The sequence below is a fragment of the Candidatus Competibacteraceae bacterium genome, assembly GCA_016713505.1.
In the GTDB taxonomy this organism is placed as follows: domain Bacteria; phylum Pseudomonadota; class Gammaproteobacteria; order Competibacterales; family Competibacteraceae; genus Competibacter_A.
Map to the genome: position 1 here is coordinate 326,808 of JADJPA010000001.1, position 19,403 is coordinate 346,210.

At 62.0% G+C, this 19,403-nt stretch carries 20 protein-coding genes; 11 read left to right on the forward strand and 9 right to left on the reverse strand.

Going from position 1 to position 19,403, the window contains the following annotated elements; genetic code table 11:
• The 3 genes from prmC to IPK09_01710 all read left to right on the forward strand — a co-directional run bounded on the left by prmC (position 1) and on the right by IPK09_01710 (position 1,921).
• The gene (prmC, locus tag IPK09_01700; protein MBK7982326.1) at positions 1-825 is read left to right on the forward strand and encodes a peptide chain release factor N(5)-glutamine methyltransferase; all 825 of its coding nucleotides are present in this window, start codon (positions 1-3) and stop codon (positions 823-825) included.
• Between the two features lie 85 nt (positions 826-910).
• Positions 911-1,321, forward strand: coding sequence for a hypothetical protein (locus IPK09_01705; GenBank protein ID MBK7982327.1), 411 nt, complete (start codon positions 911-913; stop codon positions 1,319-1,321).
• A gap of 120 nt (positions 1,322-1,441) precedes the next feature.
• Entirely contained in the window at positions 1,442-1,921 is a 480-nt protein-coding gene (locus IPK09_01710; GenBank protein MBK7982328.1) for a CreA family protein, read from the forward strand.
• A 37-nt stretch (positions 1,922-1,958) separates the two neighbouring features.
• Here the strand turns inward: IPK09_01710 and pbpC are convergent, their stop codons facing one another.
• On the reverse strand, positions 1,959-3,962 hold the full coding sequence (pbpC, locus tag IPK09_01715; GenBank protein MBK7982329.1) for a penicillin-binding protein 1C: 2,004 nt from the start codon (positions 3,960-3,962) through the stop codon (positions 1,959-1,961).
• 128 nt (positions 3,963-4,090) lie between these two features.
• The gene (locus IPK09_01720; protein MBK7982330.1) at positions 4,091-4,969 is read right to left on the reverse strand and encodes an NAD-dependent protein deacetylase; all 879 of its coding nucleotides are present in this window, start codon (positions 4,967-4,969) and stop codon (positions 4,091-4,093) included.
• Between the two features lie 245 nt (positions 4,970-5,214).
• On the opposite strand from IPK09_01720, the gene IPK09_01725 reads away from it, so the two are divergent.
• Together IPK09_01725 and IPK09_01730 are read left to right on the forward strand one after the other, a co-directional pair.
• Positions 5,215-5,751, forward strand: a complete 537-nt coding sequence (locus IPK09_01725; GenBank protein MBK7982331.1) for a 4-vinyl reductase — start codon at positions 5,215-5,217, stop codon at positions 5,749-5,751.
• Positions 5,748-6,656 (forward strand): GGDEF domain-containing protein, encoded by a 909-nt coding sequence (locus IPK09_01730; protein ID MBK7982332.1) that lies wholly within the window; start codon positions 5,748-5,750, stop codon positions 6,654-6,656. Before IPK09_01725 ends, IPK09_01730 begins: the two co-directional genes overlap by 4 nt.
• A 51-nt stretch (positions 6,657-6,707) precedes the next feature.
• Here the strand turns inward: IPK09_01730 and ispF are convergent, their stop codons facing one another.
• From ispF to IPK09_01760, 6 genes are all read right to left on the reverse strand, one after another.
• The gene (gene ispF / locus IPK09_01735) at positions 6,708-7,175 is read right to left on the reverse strand and encodes a 2-C-methyl-D-erythritol 2,4-cyclodiphosphate synthase (protein MBK7982333.1); all 468 of its coding nucleotides are present in this window, start codon (positions 7,173-7,175) and stop codon (positions 6,708-6,710) included.
• Positions 7,176-7,199: 24 nt separating this feature from the next.
• Positions 7,200-7,913, reverse strand: a complete 714-nt coding sequence (gene ispD, locus IPK09_01740; protein MBK7982334.1) for a 2-C-methyl-D-erythritol 4-phosphate cytidylyltransferase — start codon at positions 7,911-7,913, stop codon at positions 7,200-7,202.
• Between the two features lie 20 nt (positions 7,914-7,933).
• The gene (ftsB, locus tag IPK09_01745; protein ID MBK7982335.1) at positions 7,934-8,254 is read right to left on the reverse strand and encodes a cell division protein FtsB; all 321 of its coding nucleotides are present in this window, start codon (positions 8,252-8,254) and stop codon (positions 7,934-7,936) included.
• A gap of 171 nt (positions 8,255-8,425) precedes the next feature.
• Positions 8,426-9,715, reverse strand: coding sequence for a phosphopyruvate hydratase (gene eno / locus IPK09_01750; GenBank protein ID MBK7982336.1), 1,290 nt, complete (start codon positions 9,713-9,715; stop codon positions 8,426-8,428).
• A 44-nt stretch (positions 9,716-9,759) separates the two neighbouring features.
• Positions 9,760-10,596 (reverse strand): 3-deoxy-8-phosphooctulonate synthase, encoded by an 837-nt coding sequence (gene kdsA, locus IPK09_01755; protein ID MBK7982337.1) that lies wholly within the window; start codon positions 10,594-10,596, stop codon positions 9,760-9,762.
• Positions 10,596-12,248, reverse strand: coding sequence for a CTP synthase (locus IPK09_01760; GenBank protein ID MBK7982338.1), 1,653 nt, complete (start codon positions 12,246-12,248; stop codon positions 10,596-10,598). The genes kdsA and IPK09_01760 overlap by 1 nt, the downstream gene beginning before the upstream one ends.
• Before the next feature lie 160 nt (positions 12,249-12,408).
• Between IPK09_01760 and IPK09_01765 the strand changes: the two genes are divergently transcribed.
• Positions 12,409-12,858 carry a hypothetical protein gene (locus tag IPK09_01765; protein MBK7982339.1) on the forward strand — a complete coding sequence of 150 codons (450 nt, stop codon included), beginning with the start codon at positions 12,409-12,411 and terminating at the stop codon, positions 12,856-12,858.
• A gap of 10 nt (positions 12,859-12,868) precedes the next feature.
• Here IPK09_01765 and nadB read toward each other — a convergent pair whose 3' ends face one another.
• Complete coding sequence (gene nadB / locus IPK09_01770; GenBank protein MBK7982340.1) at positions 12,869-14,518, reverse strand: L-aspartate oxidase; 1,650 nt, start codon at positions 14,516-14,518, stop codon at positions 12,869-12,871.
• Between the two features lie 203 nt (positions 14,519-14,721).
• On the opposite strand from nadB, the gene rpoE reads away from it, so the two are divergent.
• The 5 genes from rpoE (at position 14,722) to lepA (ending at position 19,387) form a co-directional block, all read left to right on the forward strand.
• The gene (gene rpoE, locus IPK09_01775) at positions 14,722-15,297 is read left to right on the forward strand and encodes an RNA polymerase sigma factor RpoE (protein MBK7982341.1); all 576 of its coding nucleotides are present in this window, start codon (positions 14,722-14,724) and stop codon (positions 15,295-15,297) included.
• 17 nt (positions 15,298-15,314) lie between these two features.
• Positions 15,315-15,932: a sigma-E factor negative regulatory protein gene (locus IPK09_01780; GenBank protein ID MBK7982342.1), complete on the forward strand. Its 618-nt coding sequence runs from the start codon at positions 15,315-15,317 to the stop codon at positions 15,930-15,932.
• Positions 15,933-15,940: 8 nt separating this feature from the next.
• Positions 15,941-16,984, forward strand: coding sequence for a MucB/RseB C-terminal domain-containing protein (locus tag IPK09_01785; protein MBK7982343.1), 1,044 nt, complete (start codon positions 15,941-15,943; stop codon positions 16,982-16,984).
• Positions 16,981-17,454: a SoxR reducing system RseC family protein gene (locus tag IPK09_01790; GenBank protein MBK7982344.1), complete on the forward strand. Its 474-nt coding sequence runs from the start codon at positions 16,981-16,983 to the stop codon at positions 17,452-17,454. Before IPK09_01785 ends, IPK09_01790 begins: the two co-directional genes overlap by 4 nt.
• A 136-nt stretch (positions 17,455-17,590) precedes the next feature.
• On the forward strand, positions 17,591-19,387 hold the full coding sequence (gene lepA, locus IPK09_01795; protein MBK7982345.1) for an elongation factor 4: 1,797 nt from the start codon (positions 17,591-17,593) through the stop codon (positions 19,385-19,387).
• The last annotated feature ends 16 nt before the right edge of the window (positions 19,388-19,403 follow it).

A 19,403-nucleotide genomic window follows, 5' to 3' on the forward strand; every position in this document is an offset into this window, starting at 1 on the left:
TTGCTAGCCGGCGCGACCCGCTGCTTGGCGCAGGCCAGCGCCGCGCCGCGCCTGGATGCGGAAGTTCTGCTCGCGGCGACATTGGAGCGCTCCCGCGCCTATCTGCTGGCGTGGCCGGAGCAGGTCCCGACCTCGGCGCAAGCGGCTCGTTTCAAGGCTTGGCTGGAGCGGCGGCTCGCCGGCGAACCGGTCGCTTATCTGCTCGGCCGGCGAGAATTCTGGTCGCTGGAGCTGGAGGTCACACCGGATACCTTGATTCCTCGGCCGGAAACCGAGCTGCTGGTGGAACTGGCGCTGGCCCATTTGCCGGTGGGTCGGCCGGTACTCATCGCCGATCTCGGCACCGGCAGCGGCGCGATTGCGTTGGCGCTGGCGGTCGAACGTCCTCTGGCGCGGATCGTCGCCACCGATTGCAGTCCGGCGGCCCTGGCCGTCGCCCGCAGTAATGCCAGTCGGCTGGGCATCAGCCATATTCAATTCCGCGAAGGCGATTGGTGCGCGCCGCTGGCCGGGGATCGCTTCGATTCGATCGTCGCCAATCCGCCGTATGTCGCCGCCAGCGATCCCCGCTGGCGCGCGGGCGAGTTGCGCTTCGAGCCGCCTCAAGCCCTAGTCTCCGGTGAGGATGGATTGAGCGCTCTCCGCGCTATCGTCGCTCAGGCACCCGATCATCTGGCGCCGGCCGGGTGGTTGCTGCTGGAGCACGGCTACGATCAAGGCGAAACGGTGCCTGCGCTGCTGCGACGACGCGGTTTTGTTGAAATTGCCGATCATCGGGACACCGCTGGTGTAAGCCGCTGCGCTTGCGGGCGTTGGCCGGGTTGAAAACCGGCTGGTTGAGGTATACGGTTAAGGTGGAGTTTTTGCTAAGGACGGTGCCCGCGATTCAACAGCCTTGGAGGAGGGCGTGATGCACGCCGATGCCGACGAGCTGTACAAACACCGCCTCATCCAATTCTGCCGGTTTCACCCCGACCCCGATCAGGTGGGCTCGGCGGCGCGCTGGTTGCAAGGCGTGGCCGGCATTCAAACCGTCGGTCTATTGTCAGAACAGACGCTGGCGGTGGTCTACGATCTGCGCTGCGTCACCTTGGAAGGCGTCGAGCGCGCCTTGGTTGAACTGGGCTACCACCTCGATAACAGTCTACTTTGCAAGCTCAAACGGGCGCTGTTCTATTACACCGAGGAAACCCAGCGCGAGAATCTCGCCATCACTCAAGAAGGCGATCTCATCCAGCGCGACGTGTTCGTCAATCGCTACCAGCGCGCCACCCACGGCTGTCGCGACCCACAACCGGAATATTGGCGGGAGTATCAGTGACGGGTCGAAGTGGGTGAGCGCCTACTGACTTCAAGCCGGCGGCAACGCTTTTATGATCCCCTGAATGCCTGAAGTTACGGTATCCTCACCAACCACCTTGTCAATCCGTGGAGATCGTTCATGAAGCGTCTTATGTTGGGGAGCTTGCTCTATGGCGCGCTGGCGCTGGCGGCGCACGCTGAGGAAATCGGCAGCGTCGATACCGTTTTCAAATGGTTGGGACCCGATAACAAGATCGTGATCGAGGCCTTCGACGATCCCAAGGTCGAGGGCGTAACCTGCTACGTCAGCCGCTCCAAGACCGGCGGCATCAAGGGCGGCTTGGGATTGGCCGAGGACACGTCCGATGCGTCCATCGCCTGCCGGCAAGTCGGGCCGATTACTATGAAGGAAAAATTCAAGGATGGCGAAGAAGTGTTCAGCGAACGGCGTTCGCTGATTTTCAAGAAAATGCAGGTGGTGCGATTTATGGACGAGGCTCGCAACACGCTGGTTTATATCGTCTATAGCGACCGCGTGATCGAAGGTTCGCCGAAAAACTCGATCACGGCGGTTCCGATCATGCCTTGGGGAAGTACGGCGCTGAAGGCGACGCCTTGATGGCAAGACGATCTTGTCGTCTGGCGACCAAAGCGCCCTAGGGGCTCCGGCTGATCCACACCTCGACGGTGGCGGTCTGGCCGGCTTGATCCAGCACGACGATTCGCGCCAAACCCTCACCGTCCGGTTTCCAGAAGGCTTCCTGCCGCCAGGACATTTCGCCGAGCGGCCGACCGTTGACCAACCAATGCAACGGTTTGACGCCGCCTTTGGCGGCCAGTGGCAGCTCGACGAGCGTGCCGTCGCGACCGCTGAGCTCCACCGTCGAGCCGGCTATCGGAAAAGTGATGCCCAGCGGTGGCGCATCGACGGTGGCCGCCGCCGGCCGGGTCCGAAAATAGCGGAGCCGTTCCGGCAGTTGCTCGCGGCCGACTTGCAGCACGCCGGCAGGGGGCGCGACGGGTCGAGATTGGGCTTCCGGCAACAGGTCGAACACCCGAAACAACAGTGGTGCGGCGGTATTGCGGCCGTAATGACCGGGACTGGGCGAACCGTCCGGCCGGCCGACCCAGACGCCCACGGTATGATCGGCGTCGTAGCCAAACGCCCAGGCGTCGCGGAAGCCGTAGGAGGTGCCGGTTTTATAGGCGATGGAGCGCGGACGGGCCACGCTGCTCGGAGAAAGGAGGCTGCCGGGCGGCGGCGCGCTACCTAGGATATCGGTCAGATACCAGCACGCTGCTTCCGTCAGTAGAGGCTGGCCGGATGTTGCCGGGTCAGCCTCGCTGAAGCGTAAGGGCGCGATCAGACCGCCGTTGGCAAAACCGGCGTACAGCGTCACCAATTGTTCCAGCGACATCCCCACGCCCCCCAACACCAACGGCAGTCCCGGTTGGGGATAAGCCGCATTCCAGTGCGGTGGCAGGCCGACCTCGCGCAGCCGCGCCGCCACTCGCGCCGGTCCGACGTGTTCCAGCACCGCTACCGCTGGAACGTTCAGCGATTGTTGCAGGGCCTCGCGCACCGTCAATTGTCCGGCGTAAGTATTGTGGAAATTGGCGGGCGCGTAACCGCCGAAACGGGTGGGAACATCTTCAAGCAGCGTTTCGGGATGGATCAGCAACTCGTCGAAAGCCAAGCCGTATACCAAAGGCTTGAGCGTCGAACCCGGCGAACGTATCGCCCGGACCATATCGACCTGACCGGCTCGTCGCGTATCGAAAAAATCGCTGGCGCCGACATAGGCCCGCACCCGCCGGCTGCGATTTTCCACCACCAACAGCGCTATGCTGGCTTGCGGTTCCAACTGGCTTTGTCGCTGTTTGGCCAGCGCTTCCAGCGTTTGCTGTAAGTCCTGGTTGATGAAGGTGAAATGTGCCACCGCTTGCGGGCGCGTGGCCCGGAGCCGGCCGGCGAGGTGCGGAGCCAGCAACGGCGTCAGGCGGCGTCGGATAGGTAACGGCTCCTGACGGGATTCCGACACCTCCCGCGCGTCGAGCACGCCAAGCTGCCCCATGCGTAGCAGCACTTTGTCGCGCGCCGCCCGCGCCCGTTCGGGAAATCGGTCCGGGCGCAATCGCGACGGTGCTTGCGGCAGCACCACCAGCAGCGCCGCCTCCGCCGCCGTCAATCGTGTGGGCTCCTTGCCAAACCAGGCCAGGGACGCGGCCCGCACCCCTTCCAGATTGCCGCCGAAGGGCGCTAGCGTCAGATAGAAGCCGAGAATTTCAGTCTTGTCATGACGCCATTCCAGTTGCAGGGCGCGCGCCATTTCGCCGATCTTGCCCAACACATCGCGCGAATGCGGTTCCAGCAAACGGGCGGTTTGCATGGTCAGGGTCGAAGCGCCTGACACCACCCGGCCCTGCCGCAGCCATTGGCCCAGCGCCCGCGCTACCGCCAGCGGATCGAGACCGAAATGGCTGGCGAAACGCTGGTCTTCGTAGGCCAGCAACATCCGCAAATACAGGGGGTCAACCTCCTCGGGCCGCGCCGGCAGCCGCCAGTTGCCGGCGGCGACCGTGAAACCCCGCAACAGGCGGCCCCGCGCATCCAGCACCAACGCGGAGGTCTGACGGCCGCGCTCCGACGGCGGCGGCATCCAGCGATCCACGACCAGCAGCACAAATCCGACCGCTAGAACCAGCACCGCCGAGCCGAGAGCGGCGCTCCCGAACTGGCGCAGACAGGCCACAAGGCGACGGACCGAACCGATCGGCGGAGTTGCCGTCACGGGACGGCCGGGGGCGAAGCGAGAGCCGTTGGCGTCATGCCCAACCGCTCCAGCAGACCGCTCAGAGCAGGGCCGCAGGACCCGTCGAGCTTGAGCGTCAATTCATCGTCGGCGCGGGTACGGCCGAGATTGACAGCGGCGATCGGTTGGCCCCGAGCGGTGGCCAGCTTGCAGAAGCGGTACCCCGAAAAAACGCTCAGCGACGAACCGACCACCAGCAAGGCGCCGGCTTCAGCCAGTCGCTGGCAGGCGCGTTCGACCCGCGGCGTCGGCACGGTTTCGCCAAAAAACACCACCGCCGGTTTGAGTATCCCGCCACACTCAGGACAGTCGAGTATTTGGAAGCTGCTGAAATCCATCGCCTCTAAATCGGCATCGCCATCGGGGGCGATGGCAGACACCCGCATGACGAACGCGGGATTGCGTTTCGCCAAGTTCTGTTGGAACACCTCGCGCGGGCCCCGGTAGCGGCAACTCAGACAAACGACCGCATCGAGCCGGCCGTGCAGGTCGATCACGCGCCGGCTGCCGGCTGCTTGGTGCAGTCCATCTACGTTCTGCGTCACCAATTGATGGATAAAGCCGTCGGTTTCCAACCGAGCCAGCGCCAGATGGGCGACGTTGGGCCGGGCGCGGGCGAACATCGGCCAGCCCAACAGGCTGCGCGCCCAGTACCGCCGTCGGCTTTGTTCGCTGTTGACGAACTCCTGGTAGCGAATCGGTTGTTGGCGTTTCCAGTCGCCGTTGGCGTCCCGGTAGTCGGGAATGCCAGAATCGGTGCTGCACCCAGCGCCCGTCAGAACGAACAGGGGTCGATGGCGCTCGATGAAGTCCGCTAAGGCGGCCAGCGGTTCAAAAGCCTCAAAAGAGGTCATGCTCGCTGCGGACTGTAGAGACTGATCGAGGTTCATGGGCAGCATTATTGTCCAGTGCGAGCAGGACAGCCGCAATATATGTAATATTTTTCATTCATAAAGCTTTTAATTTTAATATAGGTATAATATTTGCTTTGCTAATTATAGCATTAAACTGTATAAAACTTAGATCAGTAGCTCGTAATCAGTTACTGAATAGCGCTTCTCAATCCATTAACATCAATTACCTTCGACGGGCTACTATTATGATTCCAAGCTTTGGTGAAAATTATAGTTTTCAGTGGGATGATCTCGGCGATATCGAACTGGGTCGCCCCAATTTGGGCCAAAGTGTGCCCGTCGTGGTTTATCGCTTGGCGCAATACACGATGCGGGAAGTCCTGGCCCAACGCTACGGCGATGCAGCAGCGGCGGAGATGCTGCAAGACGCCGGCTGGATCGCGGGTCGAGAGTTTTGCTTGAACTTGCTGGATCGCCATCAATCGTTTAGCACGTTTATCATGGAAGTGCAGGACAAGCTCAGGGAGCTGGGTATCGGCGTGCTGCGCGTCGAAAAGGCCAACCTGGACAATCTGTTGTTCACCATGACTGTTTCGGAGGATTTGGACTGCTCTGGATTGCCACTTTCGGGTACCACGGTTTGCGATTATGATGAAGGCTTCATCGCCGGCCTGCTCTACACTTATACGGGGAAACCGTTTTCCGCCAAGGAAGTGGATTGCTGGGCGACCGGTGATCGAACGTGTCGTTTTGATATCAAGCCGGATTTAAAGGTTGCGTGAACGAGCAGGATCGCCGTTATTTGGCCGCGGCGGCCGACAGGATCAAGAGGTTGCTAGGCGCGCGCAGCGCGACGCCGCTGCGCGCCGGCGCGCTGTCTCCAGACCTTCAGGCATTTGCTGAGAGTTTTGACAACCTGTTGGAGCACATGGAAGTCTTGCGGCGTTTTACCATCACGCTCGCCAGTGGAGATCTGAGCTACGAGGCACCGCCGCGCAACCATCTGCTCGACCCGCTCAAGCAACTGCAATCCAACCTGCGCCATTTGACCTGGCAAACCCAGCAAATCGCCGCGGGCAGCCTCGACCAGCACGTGGATTATCTGGGGGAGTTTTCCGTCGCTTTCAATCAGATGATTCAGGGTCTTCGGGAAAAACGCATCGCCGAGGAAAAGGTGCGCCATCTGAGCCTGCACGATGCGCTGACCGGGCTTTTTAACCGGACCTACTTCAACGAAGAGCTCGAACGGTTGCGCTCGATGCGGAATTATCCGAATTGCTTCGTGATCGCCGACTTGGACGGACTCAAACCCGTCAACGATACTTACGGCCATCAGGTCGGCGATCTGCTGATTCAAAGGGCTGCCCGCGTGCTGGAGCACGGGGTGCGCACTGAAGACGTAGTGGCACGAATCGGGGGCGATGAATTCGCCGTTATTTTATACGGTACCGACTTCGCGACCGCCGAGACGATTATGGCCCGAATCCGCCAAGCGGTGGATGCTTATAACCAGCGCAACCAAACTCTGCCTGTTTCCCTATCGTTGGGCGCCGGTATCGCCAACAATCACACCGAGCTGGAAGATTCTTTACGGCGGGCGGATCACGCGATGTATCAGGATAAAATGCAACGGAAAGGCAAAAGTCGAAACAAGCCTCGGGAGCCCAAGAGCGCTCGCCGGCTTTAAATCCCGCGGATTGCTCGCAAGCGGCCGCCTCCCGTGTCGGTCGAACGTCGGTCACAGCAACAGGGTGATGGCGTGAACGGCGATCCCTTCGCCGCGTCCGATGTAGCCCAGCCGTTCGGTGGTGGTCGCCTTGATGTTGACCTGGTTTGGAGCGATTTTCAGATCGGAGGCGATGTGCGCTTGCATGGCGGAAATATGCGGGGCCATGCGCGGGCTTTGGGCGATGATGGTGGCGTCCACGTTGCCGACCGCCAGTCGTTGGCCTGAGAGCAGCGCCACGACCCGGCGCAGCAGAAGCCGGCTGTCAATTCCCTTGAATTCCGCGCTGCTGTCGGGGAAATGCCGGCCGATGTCGCCCAAGCCGGCCGCGCCCAACAAGGCATCGCATAGGGCGTGCAGCAGCACGTCGCCGTCGGAATGCGCGATCAACCCGCGCGAGTGCGGGATGCGAACTCCCCCCAAGGTGATGAAATCGCCTTCACCGAAGGCGTGTACGTCAAAACCGTGACCGATGCGCATACGACCTTTGTTCGGAGAGCTTCGCTAGCGAGTGGCGGCGGCGCGACTCAGAAAAAACTCCGCCAAGGCCAAATCTTCCGGGCGAGTGATTTTGAGATTGTCGGCCCGACCTTCGACCAACCGCGGTGAAAAGCCCGCTGCTTCCATCGCTGCCGCCTCGTCGGTGACCAACAGCCCGCGCGCCAGCGCCGAGCGCAGGGCATCGTGCAGCGGCTGCAAGCGGAACATCTGCGGGGTCAGGGCGTGCCAGAGCCGCGATCGGTCCACCGTCGTCTCGCTCCGGCCGGTGGTGTCAGCCTGTTTCAAGGTATCGCGAACCGGCGCCGCCAGCAGTCCGCCAATGGGATCGTCGGATAGCTCGCCCAGCAGTCGATCCAAGTCTGTTTCCCGCAAGCAGGGCCGAGCGGCGTCGTGCACCAAAACCCAATCCTGCGGTAAAGCCTGTCCTCGCAAGACCTTCAAGCCGTTCAGAACCGAGTGACAACGTTCCGCGCCACCGGTTGCAGTCAGTACGGGTTTGGCGGTTGCGAGTGCGGCGGCGATGCCCGGCCACCAGCGATCCGCGGCGTCCACGGCGACCACCGCGCCGGCGATGCAAGGGTGCTCCAGCAGGGTGGTCAGGGTGTGGGCGATGACCGGTCGGCCGAGCAACGTTAAATACTGCTTGGGGATGCTCGCGCCCAGTCGTTTGCCGGCGCCAGCGGCGGGCACCAGGACCCAATGGCGGGCGGTGTGCATCGCTTGAGAAGTACGGGCGGTCACTGGGTCGGTTGGGCTGGAGCCTTGGGCGCGGTCGGGGGAGGAATGGGCCGCTCCAGTAGGCGATAGAAGGTTTCATCTTGGCGGATCATGCCCATTTCGGAGCGCGCCCGTTCCTCAATGGCCGTCAGTCCGGTTTTCAAGTCCTTGATGTCGGCTTCCAGCGCGCGATTGCGCTCGTTCAGCGCCACGTTTTGCTCGGTTTGCGCCTGCACGGAGATGCGCAAGGCATAGCTTTGCCTGACGCCGTCCTCGTCGATCCAAAGCAAGTATTGCAACGCGACCAACGCGGCGATCAGAACCGCGACCAAAATCTGCATGGATTGGCTGATCTGGCGGACTGCGAGTTTGGAATCACAGCGGCTCGTTAGATAAGGTTGAGTGGTGCCTCCAAGCCCGCGCTCGGCATTGAGAAAAGGCTTGGAGGCGTTCAGGCAGGTTTCGGTTCGCGTCAGGTGCAAGACCCAAATGCGGTTCGAGTCGCTGACTGCTCAGCTCGGGAAAACGTGGAACGCTTTTTTGCCTGGATACACTGCGGCGGAACCCAGTTCGCCCTCGATCACCAGCAAGCGGTTGTATTTGGCGATGCGATCCGAGCGGCTGAGCGAGCCGGTCTTGATCTGGCTGGCGGCGGTGGCGACGGCCAGATCGGCGATGGTGGTGTCCTCGGTCTCGCCGGAGCGATGCGAGGAGATCGAGGTATAACCGGCGTCGGCGGCCATCTTGATCGCGGCCAAGGTTTCGGTCAGCGTGCCGATCTGGTTGACCTTGATCAGGATCGAGTTGGCGATGCCTTGATCGATGCCGCGCTTGAGGATCGAGGTGTTGGTGACGAACAGATCGTCGCCGACCAATTGGATTTTCTTGCCCAGCACCTTGGTCAGATAAGCCCAGCCGTCCCAATCGCTCTCGTCCAAACCGTCTTCGATGGAGACGATGGGATAGCGGCTGACCCAATCGGCCAGCTTGTCGGCCATCTCGTTGGAGGTGAAGGATTTGCCTTCGGCTTCCAGGGTGTACTTGCCGTCCTTGTAGAACTCGGAACTGGCGCAATCCAGCGCGATATAAATGTCCTTGCCCGGCGTGTAGCCGGCGTTCTTGATGGCTTCCATCACCACTTCCAGCGCCGCTTCGTTGGACGACAAGTTGGGCGCGAAGCCGCCTTCGTCGCCGACCGCCGTGTTCATGCCCTGCTTCTTCAATACGGCTTTCAGCGCGTGGAACACTTCCGCGCCCCAGCGCAGCGCTTCGTGGAAGCTCGGCGCGCCGACCGGCATGATCATGAATTCCTGCATGTCGACGCTGTTGTCGGCGTGCGCGCCGCCGTTGAGAATGTTCATCATCGGCACCGGCAGATGATAGGGGCCGGTGGGGTTCAGGTATTTGTACAGCGGGACTTTCTTCTCAGCGGCGGCGGCGTGAGCGGCGGCCATCGACACGCCCAGCAGCGCGTTCGCGCCCAGGCGGCTCTTGGTGGGGGTGCCGTCCAGATCGATCATTTTCTGGTCGATGGCGGCCTGATTGTCGACCGCCTCCATGCCGATCACCGCCTTTTTCAGCTCGCTGTTGACGTTGCCGACCGCTTTCAACACGCCCTTGCCGAGATAGCGCTTCTTGTCGCCGTCGCGCAGTTCCAGGGCCTCGCGGCTGCCGGTGGACGCGCCCGAAGGTACGCCGGCGGTGCCCTTGGCGCCGGATTCCAGGATCACGTCGACGCCGACGGTCGGATTGCCGCGCGAATCCATGATTTCACGACCGATGACTTCTTTGATTTTTGACATTCTGCCAACTCCTCTGGGTGTTGTGCTCTTGGGGGATAAAACGCTTATTCTAATTCGGTTTCCAGAAAACCGCGCTGTTTGATCGTCTCATCCAGCGCCTTGAGCGCGGCGAGCAGGGGTTCCAGCCGATCCAGCGGCCAAGCGTTGGGGCCGTCGCTTAACGCTTTTTCGGGGTCGGGATGGGTTTCCATGAACAAACCGGCGACGCCCGCCGCCACCGCCGCCCGCGCCAGCACCGGCACGAATTCACGCTGGCCGCCGGACGCATGACCTTGGCCGCCCGGCAATTGCACCGAGTGGGTGGCGTCGAACACCACCGGACAGCCGGTGGCGCGCATCACCATCAGGGCGCGCATGTCGGACACCAGATTATTGTAGCCAAAAGACGCGCCGCGTTCGCAGACCATGATCCGGTCGTTACCGGCGGCCCGCGCCTTGGCGACCACATTGCTCATGTCGGAAGGGGCGAGAAACTGGCCTTTCTTGATATTCACCGGCCGGTTTTGACGGGCGACGTTCTGGATAAAATCGGTTTGCCGGCACAGAAAGGCCGGGGTTTGCAGCACATCGACCACGGCGGCGACTTCCGCCAACGGTGTGTATTCGTGTACGTCGGTCAGCACCGGAACGCCGATTTTGCGTTTGACGGTTTCCAGAATCTTCAAGCCTTGTTCGAGGCCGGGACCGCGAAAGCTCTGGCCCGAGGAACGATTGGCCTTGTCGAAGGAGGATTTGTAGATGAACGGGATGCCGAGCCGCCCGGTCAGCTCCTTAAGCCGGCCGGCGGTATCCAGCGCCAGTTGTTCGGATTCGATCACGCAGGGGCCGGCGATCAGAAACAAAGGCCGATCCAGTCCGACCTCGAAGCCACACAGTTGCATCATGCCGCGACCGCCTCGCCGCGCTGTTCGCGACGCTGGCGCAGCGCGGCCTCAATGAAGCCCTTGAACAGCGGGTGGCCGGCGCGCGGGGTAGAGGTGAATTCGGGATGGAACTGGCAGCCGATAAACCAGGGATGGCCGGGCAGTTCGATCATTTCCACCAGCCGGCCGTCCAGCGAATGGCCGGAACAGATCAGCCCGGCGGCGCGCAGCGGCTCGCGAAAGCGGTTGTTGAATTCGTAGCGGTGGCGGTGGCGCTCGGTGACCACATCCTTGCCGTAGGTGGCCCGCGCCAGACTGTCGGGGACCAGCCAGCAGGGTTGCGCGCCCAGGCGCATGCTGCCGCCGAAGTCACCGCCTTCCTGGCGTCGTTGCAGGGCGCCGTCCTCGTCGGTCCACTCGGTGACCAGCGCGATGACCGGATGCGGGGTGTCCTTGCGAAATTCGGTGCTGTGGGCGTCTTCCAGCCCGGCGACGTGACGGGCGAACTCGATCACCGCCACCTGCATCCCCAAGCAGATGCCGAGATAAGGAATCCGCCGTTCGCGGGCGTGGCGCACGGCGGCGATCTTGCCTTCGATGCCGCGCTCGCCGAAGCCGCCCGGCACCAGAATGGCGTCCATGGCTTCCAGGCAAGCGGTGCCGTGGGCTTCGATCTGCTCGGAGTCGATATAGTGGATGTTGACTTTGGTCCGGGTGTGGATGCCGCCGTGCAGCAGCGCCTCGTTCAAGGATTTATAAGCGTCGGTGAGCTCCACATACTTGCCGACCATCGCGATGTCCAGCTCGCCGATGGGCGATTCGATGGCGCGCACCACCCGCTCCCAATCGGCCAAATCGGCGGGCGGCAGGTTATCCAAATGCAGCTTGCGGGCGACGATGCCATCGACGCCCTGAACGTGCAGCAGCAGCGGAATTCGATAGATCGTATCGGCGTCCGGAACGTTGATGACCGCCTTGGCCTCGACGTTGGTGAACAACGCGATCTTGCGGCGCTCCTCGGCCGGTACTTCCCGATCCGAACGGCACAACAGGATATCGGGCTGAATGCCGATGGAACGCAATTCCTTGACCGAATGCTGGGTCGGTTTGGTCTTCAATTCGCCGGAGGATTGGATGTAGGGCACTAGCGTCAGGTGGATGAACAAGCACAGCTCGTGGCCCAACTCCACGCCCATCTGGCGGATCGCTTCCAGAAAGGGTTGCGATTCGATGTCGCCGACCGTGCCGCCGATTTCGACCATGGCGATGTCGGCTTCGCCCGCGCCCAGCCGGATGCAGCGCTTGATTTCGTCGGTGATGTGGGGGATCACTTGCACGGTGCCGCCGAGATAATCGCCGCGCCGCTCCTTGCGGATCACGTTTTCGTAGATGCGCCCGGTGGTGAAGTTGTTGCGCCGGGTGGCGGTCATCGCCACGAAGCGCTCGTAATAACCGAGATCGAGGTCGGTTTCCGCGCCGTCGCTGGTGACGAACACCTCGCCGTGCTGGAAGGGGCTCATGGTGCCGGGATCGACGTTGATATAAGGGTCGAGCTTGATCAGGGTGACCTTGAGACCCCGAGCTTCCAACACCGCCGCCAGCGAGGCGGCGGCGATGCCCTTGCCCAGGGAAGACACCACGCCGCCGGTGATGAAAATGAATCGGGTCATGCCGGGATGGGGGGTAGCCAAAAGACGCTACAAGATACCAGACCCCGCCGCCGATGGCGAATCTATCGCGGTGTTTTACCCTCGGTTGCGCCCCCGAGCCCGCTGGGGTGGCTTATGATTCCGCCTACCCCAGCAACGGCGCTCTCCATAAGGCCGAACAATGAAGCGCTTGCCGAACGTCACCGTGGAGCTGCGACCCTCGCGGTTGCTTGCGGTCGCGCTCGGGATCGCCCACGTGGCGGCCGGCGTTGCGGTTTTCCTGGCCGACGTGCCGGTCTGGGTCCGGCTGGGATCGAGCGCGGCGGTCGGTTCGTCGCTCGCGTGGGCGGGATTTCGCCACGGATGGAATCGCGGTCGCGACTTCATCGCGCGCGTCGAGCTTTTGGATGGACGCTGGCGGTTGGAAACCAGGGCTGGCGCCGCCTACCGCGCCGACTTGAGCGGCGGCTACGCCCACCCCGGCATCGTCATTCTGAACTTCCGCCTGGAGAATGGCCGGCGCCGGTCGCTAGCGCTGTTGCCGGACTCGGCCGATGCGGAAAGTTTGCGTCGGTTGCGGGTCTGGCTACGAATCTGGCGGGATACCGACCCCGCCGATACCTCCACTTGAGAACCGTGCTTCAAGTGAGGAGTTCCCAGCGCGGGCTCCATTTCTTGCCGGCGAAATTGTCGGGCACCAGAATGGTGTCGCGCGGCGGCAAGCTGTCATTCGTCATGGGGTAATCCAAGGTGTAATGCAAGCCCCGACTTTCCTTACGCTCCAGCGCCGAACAAATGATCAAATCCGCGACCAGGGCCAAATTGCGTAGCTCGATCAGGTCGTTATTGATGCGAAAGTTGCCGTAATATTCGGCGATTTCCCGCAACAACAACTCCACCCGGTGTTTGGCGCGCTGCAAGCGCTTGTCGGTGCGGACGATCCCGACATAATCCCACATGAACCGGCGCAATTCCTGCCAGTTGTGCGCGACCACCACTTCCTCGTCGGAATCGGTGACCCGGCTTTCGTCCCATTCCGGCAACGCGGGCGGCGCGGGGATGCCGGGCAACTGGGGACGGATGTCGGCGGCGGCGGCGGCGGCGAACACCAAGCATTCCAGCAAGGAGTTGCTGGCCATTCGATTGGCGCCGTGCAAGCCGGTGAAAGCGACTTCGCCGACGGCGTACAACCCTTCCACATCGCTGCGGCCGGCCAGATCGGTCAACACGCCGCCACAGGTGTAATGCGCCGCCGGCACCACCGGCAGCGGCTGCTGGGTCATGTCGAAACCGTATTCCCGGCATTTCGCGTCGATGTTGGGGAAATGCGAGCGAATGAATTCGGCCGGCTTGTGACTGATATCGAGATACAGGCAATCGGCGCCCAGCCGCTTCATTTCGTGGTCGATGGCGCGGGCGACGATATCGCGCGGCGCCAGCTCCTGACGCGGGTCGAAGTTCTGCATGAACCGGCTGCCGTCGGGCAGCAGCAGCACGCCGCCTTCGCCGCGCACCGCCTCGGAAATCAGAAACGACTTCGCTTGCGGGTGATAGAGGCAGGTGGGATGGAACTGCATGAATTCCATGTTCGCCACCCGGCAACCGGCCCGCCACGCCATGGCGATGCCGTCGCCGGTGGAACCGTCCGGGTTGCTGGAGTACAGATAAACCCGGCTGGCTCCGCCGGTGGCCAGGACCACGACCCGCGCGGCGATCACTTCGACGTGGCCGCTCTCTCGGTTCAACACATAGGCGCCCAGGCAGCGGTTGCCGCCCAGGCCCAGCTTGCGGCCGACGATCAGATCGACGACGCTATAATGATCGTGCAGGGTGATGTTTGGATGGGCGCGGGCGCGTTGCTCCAGCGTGGTCTGGATGGCGCGGCCGGTGGCGTCGGCGGCGTGGACGATGCGCCGGTGGCTGTGTCCGCCCTCGCGGTGCAAGTGATAATCGGCGCTGCCTTCGGTATTGGGCTCCATGGTGAACGGAACCCCCTGCTCGCTCAGCCACTGGATCACGGCCGGACCGTTTTCGACGGTGAAGCGCACGGCGTCGGCGTGGCACAAGCCCGCTCCGGCGACCAAGGTGTCCTGCACGTGCGATTCGATGGAATCCCCGGCATCCAGCACCGCGGAGACGCCGCCTTGAGCGTAATAAGTGCTACCTTCATGCAGCGGCCCCTTGGCTAGGCCGATCACGCGGGCAGTATCGGCCAGTCGCAGCGCCAGACTCAAACCGGCCGCGCCGCAGCCGATAATCAGGAGATCCGTGCAGACAGAGGACGTGGCCATGACTTGTGAGCGACTCCTGAAATGGGGTATCGTTGCGTGAACAGTCGTCACCGGAGGTTCGAGCCGGGACTGCCATTTTATCCCGCCACCTTACTCCCACACTATAACCATATCCCGGCAGGACTGCGAACTAACGGCGAGCGTGTAGGTCTACCGTTTTGATCGCATGGAGATTGCCATTGAGTCGAAAGGGGCCGGCCCAAATGGGCGAAGTTCATTTGGATCGCGATCTGGTCCAAAAGGTGCAAAAAGGCGATAAAAATGCGTTCGATCTCTTGGTGCGCAAGTACCAGCACAAGATCATCAAGCTGATTTCCCGCTATGTGCACGATCCCAGTGAAGCGCTTGACGTCTCCCAGGAAGCCTTTCTCAAGGCCTACCGGGCGCTGCCGGGCTTTCGCGGGGACAGCGCGTTTTATACCTGGCTCTATCGCATCGCCATCAATACGGCCAAGAACTATCTGGTCGCGCAAGGCCGACGTCCTCCAGGTTCCGATATCGATGCGCAAGAAGCGGAACAATACGACGGTCCTTCCTCTCTCAAGGAATATGAAACGCCCGAGCGCCTACTGCTCAAGGATGAGATTGCGGCAACGGTGTTTCGCGCGATTGAAGAGTTGCCGGAAGATTTACGCACGGCGATTACCCTGCGCGAGCTGGAGGGTATGAGCTACGAAGAAATCGCCCAGACCATGGGGTGTCCGATCGGCACGGTGCGTTCCCGTATTTTTCGGGCTCGGGAATCGATCGACGCCAAATTACATCCACTTTTACATTAGCTTTGAGATTGAAAGTCATGGCTGAAAAAATGACTCAAGAACGGCCGACGCCGGTCGAAGACGAGCCCAGTAGTGCGGCCAGCCAGCTTTCGGCGCTGGTCGACGGCGAGCTGGCGGATCGGGAAATCGACTTGTTTTTGCGACGCTTGCTGCGGGAGCAGGAGGCGAAGACGCGCTGGGAGCGCTTTCACTTGATCAGCGATGTCATGCAGGGTCACTTGCCGGATGCGTTCGACGCGGGATTCGCGACGCGCATCCGGCAAGTGATCGAGGCCGAACCGCCGTTGCGATCCTCGGTCAAGCCGCTTTCGACCTGGTATAAACCCGTTACCGGCTTTGGGCTGGCCGCCTCCGTGGTGCTGGTCGGGCTGTTCGGTCTCCAACTGACCCAAACCGGCCCGACTTCATCCGCTCTCCTCACTTCCCAACCGCCCGCCAGCGCCGGCCCGCCGGCCCGTATGACCTCCCTCATGCTCGCCGCCAAGCCGGACAACCAACCGGCCGGCAAGAACGGCGGGTTGGTCGATACCCGCTTGAACAATTACCTGGTCAATCATAATAACTATGCGTCCTTGAACGGCATGAACGGCATGTTGCCTTACGTGCGCATGGTCGGCTATCAGGCCGATCGTTAAGGTTTCGAATGAAGCGGTCGTTATTTCACTGCGCGCTACTGGCGTTCGCCGCTGGCGGCGCCGCCCTGCCCGCCAGCGGCGCCCCGCCGGTTGACGAGGAGGCCAAACGCTGGCTGGAACGGATGCTTCAAGCCACGCAGAATTTGAATTACGAGGGTACGTTCATCTACGTGCAGGGACCGCATATCGAAGCCATGCGGATCGCTCACGGCGGTGGTGAGGGCGGCGAACGGCAGCGGCTGGTGTCCTTGACCGGTCCGACCCGAGAGATACTGGTCAGCAACGATGGGGTCATCTCGTTGCTGCCGAAGCGGCAGACGACTTTTTCAGGGAGTGATTACCAGCACGCCCGGTTTCCCATCTCCATCCCTCGCGAACTCGGCCGGTTGGAAAACCAGTACGATTTGGTGATCGAGGGTCAGGACCGCACGGCCGGGGTCGAAACGCAGGTGGTGGCGATCAAGCCGCGGGATAGCTTGCGGTACGGTTACCGGCTGTGGCTGGACCAACGCAACGGCATGTTGTTGCGCTCCGCGCTGCTGGATGAGAACGGCTATCCGATCGAACAGCTGATGTTCACCGATTTGCAGTTCAAACAGCAGATGGATGAAGCGATCTTCAAGCCGCCGGTGGCGGCGGACAACGCCAAACAACCGCTGGTGACTTCGGTCGTTGACAGCGCGCCAGAACCGTCCTCGGGAGTGCCGGTCACTCAATCGGCCTGGACCGTGGCGCGCTTGCCGGATGGCTTTAGCAAGATTCTGCACAACCGCTTTACGGAAAGCTCGGGCCGGCATCCGACCGAGCATATGGTTTTCGCCGACGGATTGGCGACGGTTTCGGTGTTCGTGGAACGATTGGACGGCGCTGCGCCCTTATTGGAGGGGAATTCTCGGCTCGGCTCGATGAACGCCTTCGGGAGCCGCCTGGACGATTACCAAGTGGTCGTGGTGGGCGAAGTGCCGGCCACGACCGTCCAAACCATCGCGGCCTCGATTTCATACGCTCCTAAGCCCGCCGGGCAACCGGCCGGGGCAGAGGGTAAGCCGTGATCGAAGAGCGCGCGGTCGTGGCGGAAACCGGGCGCGGTTACGCTTGGTTGGACATCCAGCGCCGCACGGCGTGCGGCGGCTGTGAGGCCGGTGGCGGTTGCGGGACGGCGACGCTGGCGAAGCTCTGGAGCGGCAAGCGACTGCGGGTGCGGGCGCTGTCCGAACTGTCGCTACAGCCCGGCGATGAAGTGGTGGTCGGCATGGCCGACGGGGTGTTGCTGCGCGGCGCCTTGCTGGCTTATTTACTGCCGGTTGTTTTGTTGCTGGTCGGAGCCCTCCTGGGCCAAGCCGCCTTCGCCGCGGCGGGCGAGGAGCCGGTGGTGTTGTCCGGCCTGCTGGGGCTGGGGCTGGGGTTTCTGGTGGTGCGGGCGCTGGCGCGACGCTTTCGAGACGATCCCCGCTACCAGCCGGTGGTATTGCGTCGTATGAGTGCAACCGCCATGGAGGCTTGTGTGATTTCTTCGTCTTGATGACGTTATAATCCCCTGCGGTTTTAACACGTATCGCGAGCCTCCGCGCCCGAGTGGCAGCGGAGGCTTTGCTCATTTGACGCGCACCGGGGCGGTGGCGCCAGCCGGCCCAGCGACCGAGATGCCTGTGGAATTCATGGATCACATTCGTAATTTTTCGATCATCGCACACATCGACCACGGCAAATCCACCCTCGCCGACCGCTTCATTCAAAGCTGCGGCGGCTTGAGCGAGCGGGAAATGGCCGAGCAAGTGCTCGATTCGATGGATCTGGAGCGGGAACGGGGCATCACCATCAAGGCGCAGAGCGTGTCGTTGCGCTACGCCGCCCGCAACGGTCGCCTGTACCAGTTCAACATCATCGACACGCCGGGGCACGTGGATTTTTCCTATGAAGTATCCCGGTCGCTGGCGGCCTGCGAGGGCGCGCTGCTAGTGGTGGACGCCGCCCAGGGCGTCGAGGCGCAGAGCGTCGCCAACTGCTACACCGCGATCGAGCAGGGCTTGGAAGTGCTGCCGGTGCTCAACAAGATCGACTTGCCAGCGGCCGACCCGGAGCGAGTGGCCCACGAGATCGGCGACATTATCGGGCTAGACGCCAGCCACGCCCTGCGGGTCAGCGCCAAGAGCGGGCTCGGGGTCGTGGAACTGATGGAGGAGATCGTCCAACGCATTCCGGCGCCCGTCGGCGATCCAAGCGGATCGCTCAAGGCTCTGATCGTCGATTCCTGGTTCGACAACTTCGTCGGGGTGATTTCCCTGGTCCGACTGGTGGATGGGCGGATCGCGCCCAAACAGAAGATTCAGGTGATGTCCACCGGCCGGGTGTTTCAAGTGGAATCGGTCGGGATTTTTACCCCCAAACGAACCGAGCAATCCGGTCTGAACGCCGGTGAGGTCGGCTATGTCATCGCCGGAATCAAGGACATCGACGGCGCGCCGGTGGGCGATACCTTCACCGGCGCGGACCGGCCGGCGGCGGCGGCGCTGCCGGGCTTTCAGAAGGTGCAGCCGCGGGTGTTCGCCGGCTTGTTCCCGGTCGACTCGGACGATTTCGGCGATTTGCGGGAAGCGTTGCAAAAACTTCGCTTGAACGATTCTTCATTGCACTTCGAACCGGAAACCTCGCAAGCGATGGGTTTCGGTTTCCGCTGCGGTTTTCTGGGCTTGCTGCACATGGAAATCGTTCAGGAGCGGCTGGAGCGGGAATACAATCTCGATCTGGTGACCACCGCGCCGACCGTGGTGTACGAGGTGTTGACCACCGGGGATGAGGTGTTCAAGATCGACAATCCGGCCAAGTTGCCGCCGGCCAATGAAATCGCCGAAATCCGCGAACCGATCATCGTCGCGCACATCCTCACCCCGCAGGATTATCTCGGCGCGATCATCACGTTGTGCATCGAAAAGCGGGGCGCGCAGCGGAATATCCATTATGCGGGCGGGCAGGTGCAGTTGAGTTTCGAGCTGCCGATGAGCGAGGTGGTCATGGATTTCTTCGACCGTCTGAAATCGGTCAGTCGCGGCTTTGCTTCGTTCGAATACAGCTTCGAGCGCTTTCAAGCCGCGCCCCTGGTCAAGCTGGATGTGTTGATCAACGGCGAGCGGGTGGATTCGCTGTCGGCCATCGTACACCGCGAGCAGGCGCAGCGCCGGGGCCACGACTTGGCGGTCAAGCTCAAGCAGCTGATCCCGCAGCAGATGTTCGAGGTCGCCATCCAGGCCGCCATCGGCAGCCAGATCATCGCTCGCACCACCGTCAAGGCGCTGCGCAAGAACGTGTTGGCCAAGTGCTACGGCGGTGACGTGAGCCGCAAGCGCAAGCTGTTGGAAAAGCAGAAGGCGGGCAAGAAGCGCATGAAGCAGGTCGGCAAGGTGGAAATCCCGCAAGATGCGTTTCTGGCCGTGCTGCAGATGGAAAAAAACTCTTAAAGATTTCGAGTCTTGT